1 protein-coding gene (running past one end of the window) is annotated in these 13,380 nt (G+C 73.3%); it reads left to right on the plus strand.

Annotation, left to right across the window (positions count from 1 at the left end):
- Positions 1-13,380: the 5' portion of a type I polyketide synthase gene (locus QRY02_RS15435; RefSeq protein ID WP_285992208.1), read on the plus strand. The gene runs 14,775 nt beyond the window's last position; 13,380 of the gene's 28,155 nt are visible here — the first part of the coding sequence; its start codon is at positions 1-3; its stop codon lies beyond the right edge, outside the window.

The following is a 13,380-nucleotide window of genomic DNA, read 5'->3' on the forward strand; positions in this document are numbered from 1 at the left end:
ATGAGCGAGTTCGAGCCGATCGCCGTGATCGGGCTGGCCTGCCGGCTGCCGAAAGCGCACGATCCGGAGCAGTTCTGGCGGCTGCTCCGCGATGGGGTCGACGCGATCACCGAGGCACCCGAGGGCCGGTGGGCCGGCGAATCACTGCCTCACCGATTCGGCGGATTCCTCGACGGCGTCGAGGACTTCGATGCCGGGTTCTTCGGGATTTCACCGCGCGAAGCCGCCGCGATGGACCCCCAGCAGCGGCTGATGCTGGAGCTCGGCTGGGAGGCGCTGGAGGACGCGCGGATCGTCCCGGCCGACCTGCGCGGCAGCAGCACCGGCGTGTTCGTCGGCGCGATCTGGGACGACTACGCCACTCTTTCCTACACCGGCGGACCGGAGACGATCACCCAGCACACGGTCACCGGCGCGACCCGCGGCATCATCGCGAACCGGCTTTCCTACACATTCGGCCTGCGGGGCCCGAGTCTCGCGACCGACGCCGCGCAGGCGTCGTCGCTCGTGGCCGTGCACCTCGCGTGCGAAAGCCTGCATCGCGGCGAGTCCACCTTGGCCCTGGCGGGCGGCGTGAACCTCGCCCTGCTCGCCGAGAGCACGCTGGGCGTGGTGCGTTTCGGCGGGCTCTCCCCCGACGGCCGCTGCTACACCTTCGATGCCCGCGCCAACGGCTACGTCCGCGGCGAGGGTGGCGGGCTGGTCGTCCTCAAGCCACTGGACGCGGCGCTGGCCGACGGCGACCGGATCCACTGCGTGATCCGGGGCGGCGCGGTGAACAACGACGGCGCCACCGACGGCCTCACCGTGCCGAGCCGCGACGCGCAGGAAGCCGTGCTGCGCCGGGCATACGCGCGGGCGGGCGTAACGCCCGCCGACGTCTCCTACGTCGAACTGCACGGCACCGGCACCCGGGTCGGCGACCCGATCGAAGCGGCCGCGCTCGGCGCGGTGTTCGCCGCCGGGCGCACCACACCGCTGCAGGTGGGTTCCGCGAAGACCAACGTCGGCCACCTCGAAGGCGCCGCCGGGATCGTCGGGCTGCTCAAGGTGGCCCTCAGCCTCACGCACCGCGAACTCCCGCCGAGTCTCAACTTCGCCATCCCGAACCCGGACATCCCCCTCGGCGAGCTCAACCTGGAAGTGCGGCGGCGGCACGGCGCGTGGCCCGCCACGGACCGGCCGCTGCTCGCCGGCGTGTCGTCGTTCGGCATGGGTGGGACGAACTGCCACCTCGTCGTCTCGGAGCCCCCCGCGGGCCCCGCCCGGCCTGTCCCGACCACAGCGGGCCCGGTGCCGTGGCTGCTTTCCGGACGCACCGGCGAGGCGGTGCGTGCGGCCGCGGATCGGCTCCTGTCCGCTTGGGACGGTCAGGATGCCGCCGGGGCCGGCTTGTCGCTGGCCACGCACCGCACGGCGTTCGAGCGCCGGGCCGCGGTCATCGCCGAAGATCCGGCCGGCTTCCGGGACGGTTTGCGGGCGCTCGCCGCGGGCGCGCCGGCGGCGAACGTGGTCACCGGGTCGGTGACCGACGGCCGCACCGCCGTCCTGTTCACCGGTCAGGGTTCGCAGTACGCCGGGATGGGCCGCGAACTGTACGACTGCTTCGGGGTGTTCCGGACCGCGTTCGACGAGGTCTGTGCCGCGCTTCAGCCGTATCTCGACCGGCCGCTGCGCGACGTCGTCTGGGCGGAGGATGCCGCGCTGCTCGACCGCACCGGCTACACCCAGCCCGCGCTGTTCGCCGTCGAAACCGCCCTGTACCGGCTGTTCGAGTCCTTCGGCCTGCGGGCCGGGCACGTCGCGGGCCATTCGATCGGCGAGTACGCCGCCGCGCACGTCGCCGGGGTCCTGACGCTCGAGGACGCTGCGAAGCTGGTCGCCGCGCGCGGCCGGTTGATGGAGGAACTGCCCCGCGGCGGCGCGATGGCCGCCGTCGAGGCCACCGAGGAGGAGATCCGGCCGCTGCTGACCGGCCGGGTGGACCTCGCCGCGATCAACGGGCCCACCGCGGTGGTGGTGTCCGGGGACGACGACGCCGTCGCCGCGGTCACCGTCCACTTCGAGCAGCTCGGCCGGCGCACCAAACGGCTCACGGTCAGCCACGCCTTCCATTCGCCGCACATGGACGCCATGCTGGACGGCTTCCGCGCGGTGGCGGAAACCGTGACGTTCCACCCGCCGCGGATCCCGGTGGTCTCGACCCTCACCGGCCGGCTCGCCGAACCAGCCGAGCTGGGCTCGCCGGGCTACTGGACCGACCACGTCCGGCGTGCGGTGCGCTTCGCCGACGCCGTACGCACCCTGGAAGCCGAAGGGACCGGCCGGTATCTCGAACTCGGCCCCGGCGGGGCACTCGCGACCGCCGTCCGGTCGATCGTCCATGATGGACAGACCAGTTCCGTTTTGCGCAAGGGCGTTCCCGAGCGGACATCGGTGCTCACCGCACTCGCCGGGGTCCACGTGACCGGCGGGGAAGTCGACTGGCGGGCGGTGTTCGCCACCGTCGCACCGGCGGCACGCCCGGTCGATGTGCCCACCTACGCGTTCCAGCGTCAGCCGTACTGGCTCTCGTCCACCGCGGCCCGGCCGCGGCTTCCCGCCGCCGAAACGCCCGTAGCGGAGACACCGGAACACGTGCCCGGCGAGCACGAAGTCCTGGAGCTGGTGCGGACGACGGTCGCGATCGTGCTCGGGCACGTGACCTCCGGCGCGGTCGAGATGTCCGGCACCTTCCGGGACCTCGGCTTCGACTCCCTGATGTCGGTCGAGCTGCGCGATCGGCTGGCCGCCGCCACCGGGTTGCGGCTGCCGCCGACGTTGCTGTTCGACCACCCCACCCCGCGGCGCCTGGTCGAGGCGCTGCGCGAACGGATGAGCGGCGGGAAGCCGGGCGCGGCCACGCCCGGCACCACGACCGCCGTGCCCGATGAACCGATCGCCATCGTCGGCATGGCCTGCCGCTACCCGGGCGACGTCCGCTCTCCCGAGGACCTGTGGCTGCTGCTGACCGAGCAGCGCGACGCGATCTCGGAGTTCCCGGTCAACCGCGGCTGGGACCTCGACCGGCTGTACGACCCGGACCCGGCCACGCCGGGCACCTCCTACGTCCGCCACGGCGGGTTCCTGCACGACGCGGACCGGTTCGATCCCGCGTTCTTCGGCATCAGCCCGCGCGAGGCCGCGGCGATGGATCCGCAACAGCGACTGCTGCTGGAGACGTCATGGGAGGCCCTCGAACGCGCCGGGATCGCCCCCGACCGGCTCCAGGACGAGCCGGTCGGCGTGTTCGTCGGTGCGATGGCCCAGGACTACGGGCCGCGGCTGCACGAGGCCGCCGACGGGTTCGACGGCTACCTGCTGACCGGCAGCACGGTCAGCGTCGCCTCCGGCCGGATCTCCTACGTGCTCGGCCTCGGCGGCCCGGCGGTCACCGTCGACACCGCGTGCTCGTCGTCGCTGGTGGCGCTGCACATGGCGAGGTCCGCGCTGCGCCAGGGTGAATGCCGGCTGGCGCTGGCCGGTGGCGCGGCCGTGATGGCGCACCCCGGCATGTTCGTCGAGTTCAGCAGGCAACGCGGGCTGGCCGCGGATGGGCGCAGCAAGGCGTTCGGCGCCGGCGCGAACGGCACCAGCTGGGCCGAGGGTGCCGGGATGGTCGTCCTGGAACGGCTTTCCGACGCGCAGCGCAACGGGCACCGCGTGCTGGCCGTGCTCCGCGGCTCCGCGATCAACCAGGACGGCGCGTCCAACGGCCTCACGGCGCCGAACGGGCCGTCCCAGGAACGCGTCATCCGGCAGGCGCTCGCCACCGCCGGGCTGTCTCCGTCGGACGTCGACGTGGTGGAGGCACACGGCACCGGCACGAGCCTGGGCGACCCGATCGAGGCCGGCGCGCTGATCGCCACCTACGGCCAGGACCGGGCCGAACCGCTGTGGCTCGGCTCGCTCAAGTCGAACATCGGCCACACCCAGGCCGCCGCGGGTGTCGGCGGGGTGATCAAGATGGTGCTGGCGCTGCGGCACGGCCTGCTGCCCAAGACCCTGCACGCGGACGAGCCGACGCCGCACGTCGACTGGTCGTCCGGGAGTGTCGCGCTGCTCAACGAGCCGATCTCCTGGGAACGCGGTGACCGGCCGCGGCGGGCCGCGGTGTCGTCGTTCGGCATCAGCGGCACCAACGCGCACCTGATCGTCGAGGAGGCCCCGGACGAGCCCGGCGAGATCGAGCCGTTCGACGGCCCGGTGGTGTGGCCGGTGTCGGCGAGGACCGAGAACGCCCTGCGGGCGCAGGCGGCGCAGCTGCGAGAACTGGCCGGCGCGGATCTCGCGGCGGTGGGCCGTTCGCTGGCCACCACGCGCGCGGCGCTCGACCATCGTGCGGTGGTCGTGGCCGGAGACGCCGACGGGCTGCTGCGCGGCTTGGCCGCCCTCGCCGCGGGCGAACCGGCGGCGGAGCTGGTCCAGGGCGTGGCGCGGTCGGGACAGCGTCCGGTGTTCGTGTTCCCGGGTCAGGGTTCGCAGTGGGCCGGAATGGCCGTCGACCTCCTCGACACCTCCCCCACCTTCGCCGCCCGCATGCAGGAATGCGCCGACGCCCTTGCCGAATACTGCGACTGGTCACTTCTCGACACCCTCCGCAACCAAACCGCCCTCGACCGCGTCGACATCGTCCAACCCGCCCTCTGGGCCGTCATGGTCTCCCTTCGCCGAACTCTGGCGCTCCATCGGCGTCCCCCCACCGCCGTCATCGGACACTCCCAAGGCGAAATCGCCGCCGCCACCGCCATCGGCGCACTCACCGTCCAGGACGGCGCCAAAGTCGTCGCACTCCGCAGCCAAGCCATCCGCACCCACGCCCGGCCCGGCGGCATGGTCTCCCTTTCCCTTTCCGCCGAAGACACCCACGAACTGCTCTCCCCCTGGGCCGGACACATCCACATAGCCGCCCACAACGGACCCACCGCCACCGTCGTCGCCGGCGACATCGACGCGCTGGACGAACTCCTCGCCCACTGCGAAACACACGACATCCGCGCCCGCAGGATCCCCGTCGACTACGCCTCCCACACCCCGCACATGCACGTGCTGCGCGACGAACTCCTCCACCTCCTCGCCGACCTCGAACCACGGTCCACCGGCATCCCGTTCTACTCCACCCTCCACGGCGAACCCGTCGACACAGCGACACTCGACGCCCAGTACTGGTACGACAACCTCAGCACCACCGTCCACTTCGCCCAAACCATCGACAAACTCACCCAACACGGCCACACCCTCTTCATCGAAACCAGCCCCCACCCCGTCCTCACCACCACCATCGACACCGGCACCACCACCGCCATCGGCACCCTCCGACGCGACGAAGGAACCCTCACCCGCTTCCTCACCTCCGCCGCCACCGCCCACACCCACGGACAGGAAATCGACTGGGACGCGGCCGTGGGCTGGCCGCGGTCGCGGCCGGTTGACCTGCCCACCTACCCCTTCGAGCGGCAGCGGCACTGGCTGGACGCCCCGGCGGGCACGGCCGGAACCGACCTCGGGCTCGCCCCCAGCGACCACCCCCTGCTCGGTGCGGCCGTCGCCCTCGCCACCGGCGACGGTCTCGTCCTCACCGGACGGCTGTCGCTTCGCGCACAGCCGTGGCTCGCCGACCACGCGGTCGGCGGGACCGTGCTCGTCCCCGGTGCCGCCTTCGTCGACCTGGCCTGCCACGCCGGTGATCTGGCCGGTTGCGGCCGGGTCGCCGAGCTCACCGTGCAGGCTCCGCTGGCGCTGCCCGACGGCGGCGTGCAGCTGCAGGTCGCCGTCGGTGACCCGGACGAGACCGGCCGCCGCTCGCTCACCGTCCATTCGCGACCGGCCGGAGACGAGAGCGCCCTCACCGAGCACCCGTGGACCTGCCACGCCACCGGCGTGCTCGAGCAGGCCGTCGCGCCTCCCGACACCGGCCTCACGGTGTGGCCACCCGCGGGCGCCACTGCGCTGGAGCTCACGGACTGCTACGACCGGCTGGCCACGCTGGGGTACGAGTACGGCCCGGCTTTCCGGGGACTGCGTTCGGCGTGGCGTCTCGGTGCCGACGTCTACGCCGAGATCGCGCTGCCCGAAGAGACCGGCACCGCCGGGTTCGGCTTGCACCCGGCACTCCTGGACTCCGCCCTGCACCCCCTGGTGCTCGGCGCGATCGAAGGCATCGGCGGGACCACGGCGCTGCTGCCGTTCTCGTGGTCCGGCGTGTCGCTGCACGCCGTCGGCGCGTCTTCGCTGCGAGTCCGGCTTTCGGCCAACGGACCCGACGACGCGGCCCTGACCCTGGCCGACGCCGCCGGGCTCACCGTGGCCGTGGTCGAGTCGTTGACCTTCCGCCCGGCCACCCTCGAGCCGCACACCGGACGCTCCGATGACCTCTTCCGTCTCGAGTGGACGGAGATCGCACCCGGCGCCGCGGACGGCGATCCCCGCGAATTCGCCGGCCTCGACGAGGTGCCCGAGGAGGTTCCGGACCGGGTCGTCGTCCGGGTGTCCCCGGCCGGCAAGCTGCCCGCGGCCGCGCACACCGCGACCCGGCAGGCGCTCGACCTGATCCGGTGCTGGCTCGCGGAACCCCGGTTCACCGGCTCGCACCTGGTCTTCGGGATCGGCGACGACATCGTGTCCGCCGCCGTCGGCGGCCTGGTGCGCAGCGCGCAGTCGGAGCACCCGGACCGGTTCGTGCTGCTCGACGCGGACCCGGCGTCCGCCGCGCTGGTCCCGGCCGCGCTCGCCACCGGCGAGCCGCAGCTGAAGCTCCGCGACGGCAAGGTGTCCGTCCCGCGCCTCGCCCGCGCCGGGTCCACCACGGCCACGACCGGCACCCGGCTCGACCCGGACGGCACCGTGCTGATCACCGGCGGCACCGGGACGCTGGGCGCGCTCATCGCGCGGCACCTGGTCACCACGCACGGCGCGCGCCACCTCCTGCTCACCAGCCGCCGCGGGCTCGACGCCGAAGGCGCCACCGAGCTGACCGCGGAACTCACCGCGCTCGGCGCTCAGGTCAGCGTCGCCGCCTGCGACGTCGCCGACCGCGAAGCGCTGGCCCGGCTGCTCGGCGCCATCCCGGCCGAGCACCCGCTCACCGCCGTCGTGCACACCGCCGGTGTCCTCGACGACGCCACCGTCGAGACCCTCACCGCCGGGCAGCTTGAGCGCGTGCTGGCGCCCAAGGCCGACGCCGCGTGGCACCTCCACGAGCTCACCGCACACCTGCCGTTGACCGCGTTCGTGCTCTTCTCATCCGTGGTGGCCACGGTCGGCGGCGCCGGGCAGGCCAACTATTCGGCCGCCAACGCCTTCCTCGACGCGCTGGCTCACCACCGCCGCGCTCGCGGCCTGCCGGCGCTGTCGCTGGGCTGGGGGCTCTGGGCGGACGCCACCGGCATGACCGGGCACCTCGACGAGACCGACGTGGCCCGGATGAGCCGCGCGGGCATCGGCTCGTTCCCGGCCGGGCGAGGGCTCGCGCTGTTCGACGCGGCACTCGGCCTCGACGACGCGCACCTCCTGCCCGCCCGGCTCGACCTCGCCGCGGTCCGCGCCCAGGCATCCTCCGGCGTGCCCGCGCTGTTCCGCGCGCTGGTCCGCGCACCGGCACGCCGCACGGCCGCGTCCGGCGGCAGTACGTCGTGGACCGAACGGCTCGCCGCGCTGCCGCCCGCCGAGCAGGACCAGGCGATGGTCGACCTCGTGCGGTCGCGGGTGGCGACCGTACTCGGTCACGCCACCGCGGAGACCATCGACGCGCACCGGGCGTTCAAGGATCTCGGGTTCGACTCGCTCACCGCGGTCGAGTTGCGCAACCGGCTGGCCACCGCGACCGGGCTCCGGCTGCCCGCCACCGTCGTCTTCGACCGGCCCACGGTCGCCGCGATGGCGGACTTCCTGCGCGACGAGCTTCTCGGTACCCGCGCCGTGCGACCTGCCGCGGCGAGCACCGCCGCCGTGGCAGGCGACCCCATCGCGATCGTCGGCATGGCTTGCCGGTTCCCCGGCGGCGTCCGCACGCCGGAAGAGCTGTGGCAGCTCGTCGCCGACGGCATCGACGCCATCGGCGAGTTCCCGGCCGATCGCGGCTGGCCCGCAGACCTGCACGACCCGGATCCGGACCGGACGGGCCGGTCGAGCACCCGGTACGGCGGGTTCCTGTACGAGGCCGGCCTGTTCGACCCGGCGTTCTTCGGCATCAGCCCGCGCGAGGCGCTCGCCACCGACCCCCAGCAGCGGCTGCTCCTGGAGACGTCCTGGGAGGCCGTCGAACGGGCGGGCATCGACCCGGTTTCCCTGCGCGGCAGCAAGACCGGCGTGTTCGCCGGCGTGATGTACAACGACTACGGTTCGCGCCTCTCCCCGGCGCCGGAGGGCTTCGAAGGGTTCCTCCTCGCCGGGAACCAGGCGAGCGTCGTGTCCGGCCGGGTGTCGTACACGCTCGGGCTGGAGGGCCCGGCCGTCACGGTCGACACCGCGTGCTCGTCGTCCCTGGTGGCGACCCACCTGGCCGCGCAGTCGCTGCGCACCGGTGAATGCGATCTCGCGCTCGCCGGCGGAGTGGCCGTGATGGCGACGCCGACGACGTTCATCGAGTTCAGTCGCCAGCGGGGGCTGGCCCCCGACGGCCGGTGCAAGTCGTTCGCCGCCGGCGCCGACGGCACCGGGTGGGGTGAGGGTGCCGGAATGCTCGTCCTCGAACGGCTCTCCGACGCCGAGCGGAACGGGCACCCGGTGCTGGCCGTCATCCGCGGTTCCGCGGTGAACTCCGACGGCGCGTCCAACGGCCTCACCGCGCCGAACGGCCCCTCCCAGGAACGGGTGATCCGGCAGGCCCTCGCCAACGCCTGTCTGTCCACATCGGACGTCGACGTGGTCGAGGCGCACGGCACCGGGACGACGCTCGGCGACCCGATCGAAGCGCAGGCCTTGCTGGCCACCTACGGGCAGGACCGGTCCGAGCCGCTGTGGCTCGGCTCGATCAAGTCCAACATCGGGCACACCCAGGCGGCGGCCGGGGTGGCCGCATTGATCAAGATGACCGGGGCGCTGAACCACCGGCAGCTGCCGAGGACCCTGCACGTCGACGCGCCCTCCCCGCACGTGGACTGGAACTCCGGTGCCGTCTCGCTGCTCACCGAGGCCCGGGAGTGGCCCGACGTCGACCGGCCACGCCGGGCCGCGGTGTCGTCGTTCGGCATCAGCGGCACGAACGCGCACCTGATCATCGAGGAGCCACCGGCCGCCGAGCCCGCACCCGACCGGGATCCGCGACGCCGGGTCGTGCCGTGGGTCCTCTCGGCGCAGTCACCGGCGGCGCTGCGGGCGCAGGCCGAGCGGTTGCTGTCCGTAGTGGACCTCGACCCGGTGGACGTCGGTTTCTCGCTCGCCACGACGAGGCCGGCACTCCAGCACCGCGCGGCGGTCGTGGCCGCTGACGCCGAGGAGTTCCGGAGTGGCCTCGCCGGCTTGGCCGCAGATGTGCCCGCCGCACACGTCGTCACCGGAACGGCCGGAGCGGCCAAGCCGGTGTTCGTGTTCCCGGGTCAGGGTTCGCAGTGGGCCGGAATGGCCGTCGACCTCCTCGACACCTCCCCGGTCTTCGCCGCCCGCATGCAGGAATGCGCCGACGCCCTCACCGAATACTGCGACTGGTCACTCCTCGACATTCTTCGCAACCAAACCGCCCTCGACCGCGTCGACATCGTCCAACCCGCCCTCTGGGCCGTCATGGTCTCCCTCGCCGAACTCTGGCGCTCCATCGGCGTCCCCCCCACCGCCGTCATCGGACACTCCCAAGGCGAAATCGCCGCCGCCACCGCCATCGGCGCACTCACCGTCCAGGACGGCGCCAAAGTCGTCGCACTCCGCAGCCAAGCCATCCGCACCCACGCCCGGCCCGGCGGCATGGTCTCCCTTTCCCTTTCCGCCGAAGACACCCACGAACTGCTCTCCCCCTGGGCCGGACACATCCACATAGCCGCCCACAACGGACCCACCGCCACCGTCGTCGCCGGCGACATCGACGCGCTGGACGAACTCCTCGCCCACTGCGAAACACACGACATCCGCGCCCGCAGGATCCCCGTCGACTACGCCTCCCACACCCCGCACATGCACGTGCTGCGCGACGAACTCCTCCACCTCCTCGCCGACCTCGAACCACGGTCCACCGGCATCCCGTTCTACTCCACCCTCCACGGCGAACCCGTCGACACAGCGACACTCGACGCCCAGTACTGGTACGACAACCTCAGCACCACCGTCCACTTCGCCCAAACCATCGACAAACTCACCCAACACGGCCACACCCTCTTCATCGAAACCAGCCCCCACCCCGTCCTCACCACCACCATCGACACCGGCACCACCACCGCCATCGGCACCCTCCGACGCGACGAAGGAACCCTCACCCGCTTCCTCACCTCCGCCGCCACCGCCCACACCCACGGACAGGAAATCGACTGGGACGCGGCCGTGGGCTGGCCGCGGTCGCGGCCGGTTGACCTGCCCACCTACCCCTTCGAGCGGCAGCGGCACTGGCTGGACGCCCCGGCGGGCACGGCCGGAACCGACCTCGGGCTCGCCCCCAGCGACCACCCCCTGCTCGGTGCGGCCGTCGCCCTCGCCACCGGCGACGGTCTCGTCCTCACCGGACGGCTGTCGCTTCGCGCACAGCCGTGGCTCGCCGACCACGCGGTCGGCGGGACCGTGCTCGTCCCCGGTGCCGCCTTCGTCGACCTGGCCTGCCACGCCGGTGATCTGGCCGGTTGCGGCCGGGTCGCCGAGCTCACCGTGCAGGCTCCGCTGGCGCTGCCCGACGGCGGCGTGCAGCTGCAGGTCGCCGTCGGTGACCCGGACGAGACCGGCCGCCGCTCGCTCACCGTCCATTCGCGACCGGCCGGAGACGAGAGCGCCCTCACCGAGCACCCGTGGACCTGCCACGCCACCGGCGTGCTCGAGCAGGCCGTCGCGCCTCCCGACACCGGCCTCACGGTGTGGCCACCCGCGGGCGCCACTGCGCTGGAGCTCACGGACTGCTACGACCGGCTGGCCACGCTGGGGTACGAGTACGGCCCGGCTTTCCGGGGACTGCGTTCGGCGTGGCGTCTCGGTGCCGACGTCTACGCCGAGATCGCGCTGCCCGAAGAGACCGGCACCGCCGGGTTCGGCTTGCACCCGGCACTCCTGGACTCCGCCCTGCACCCCCTGGTGCTCGGCGCGATCGAAGGCATCGGCGGGACCACGGCGCTGCTGCCGTTCTCGTGGTCCGGCGTGTCGCTGCACGCCGTCGGCGCGTCTTCGCTGCGAGTCCGGCTTTCGGCCAACGGACCCGACGACGCGGCCCTGACCCTGGCCGACGCCGCCGGGCTCACCGTGGCCGTGGTCGAGTCGTTGACCTTCCGCCCGGCCACCCTCGAGCCGCACACCGGACGCTCCGATGACCTCTTCCGTCTCGAGTGGACGGAGATCGCACCCGGCGCCGCGGACGGCGATCCCCGCGAATTCGCCGGCCTCGACGAGGTGCCCGAGGAGGTTCCGGACCGGGTCGTCGTCCGGGTGTCCCCGGCCGGCAAGCTGCCCGCGGCCGCGCACACCGCGACCCGGCAGGCGCTCGACCTGATCCGGTGCTGGCTCGCGGAACCCCGGTTCACCGGCTCGCACCTGGTCTTCGGGATCGGCGACGACATCGTGTCCGCCGCCGTCGGCGGCCTGGTGCGCAGCGCGCAGTCGGAGCACCCGGACCGGTTCGTGCTGCTCGACGCGGACCCGGCGTCCGCCGCGCTGGTCCCGGCCGCGCTCGCCACCGGCGAGCCGCAGCTGAAGCTCCGCGACGGCAAGGTGTCCGTCCCGCGCCTCGCCCGCGCCGGGTCCACCACGGCCACGACCGGCACCCGGCTCGACCCGGACGGCACCGTGCTGATCACCGGCGGCACCGGGACGCTGGGCGCGCTCATCGCGCGGCACCTGGTCACCACGCACGGCGCGCGCCACCTCCTGCTCACCAGCCGCCGCGGGCTCGACGCCGAAGGCGCCACCGAGCTGACCGCGGAACTCACCGCGCTCGGCGCTCAGGTCAGCGTCGCCGCCTGCGACGTCGCCGACCGCGAAGCGCTGGCCCGGCTGCTCGGCGCCATCCCGGCCGAGCACCCGCTCACCGCCGTCGTGCACACCGCCGGTGTCCTCGACGACGCCACCGTCGAGACCCTCACCGCCGGGCAGCTTGAGCGCGTGCTGGCGCCCAAGGCCGACGCCGCGTGGCACCTCCACGAGCTCACCGCACACCTGCCGTTGACCGCGTTCGTGCTCTTCTCATCCGTGGTGGCCACGGTCGGCGGCGCCGGGCAGGCCAACTATTCGGCCGCCAACGCCTTCCTCGACGCGCTGGCTCACCACCGCCGCGCTCGCGGCCTGCCGGCGCTGTCGCTGGGCTGGGGGCTCTGGGCGGACGCCACCGGCATGACCGGGCACCTCGACGAGACCGACGTGGCCCGGATGAGCCGCGCGGGCATCGGCTCGTTCCCGGCCGGGCGAGGGCTCGCGCTGTTCGACGCGGCACTCGGCCTCGACGACGCGCACCTCCTGCCCGCCCGGCTCGACCTCGCCGCGGTCCGCGCCCAGGCATCCTCCGGCGTGCCCGCGCTGTTCCGCGCGCTGGTCCGCGCACCGGCACGCCGCACGGCCGCGTCCGGCGGCAGTACGTCGTGGACCGAACGGCTCGCCGCGCTGCCGCCCGCCGAGCAGGACCAGGCGATGGTCGACCTCGTGCGGTCGCGGGTGGCGACCGTACTCGGTCACGCCACCGCGGAGACCATCGACGCGCACCGGGCGTTCAAGGATCTCGGGTTCGACTCGCTCACCGCGGTCGAGTTGCGCAACCGGCTGGCCACCGCGACCGGGCTCCGGCTGCCCGCCACCGTCGTCTTCGACCGGCCCACGGTCGCCGCGATGGCGGACTTCCTGCGCGACGAGCTTCTCGGTACCCGCGCCGTGCGACCTGCCGCGGCGAGCACCGCCGCCGTGGCAGGCGACCCCATCGCGATCGTCGGCATGGCTTGCCGGTTCCCCGGCGGCGTCCGCACGCCGGAAGAGCTGTGGCAGCTCGTCGCCGACGGCATCGACGCCATCGGCGAGTTCCCGGCCGATCGCGGCTGGCCCGCAGACCTGCACGACCCGGATCCGGACCGGACGGGCCGGTCGAGCACCCGGTACGGCGGGTTCCTGTACGAGGCCGGCCTGTTCGACCCGGCGTTCTTCGGCATCAGCCCGCGCGAGGCGCTCGCCACCGACCCCCAGCAGCGGCTGCTCCTGGAGACGTCCTGGGAGGCCGTCGAACGGGCGGGCATCGAC

Source organism: Amycolatopsis sp. DG1A-15b (assembly GCF_030285645.1).
Classification (GTDB): domain Bacteria; phylum Actinomycetota; class Actinomycetes; order Mycobacteriales; family Pseudonocardiaceae; genus Amycolatopsis.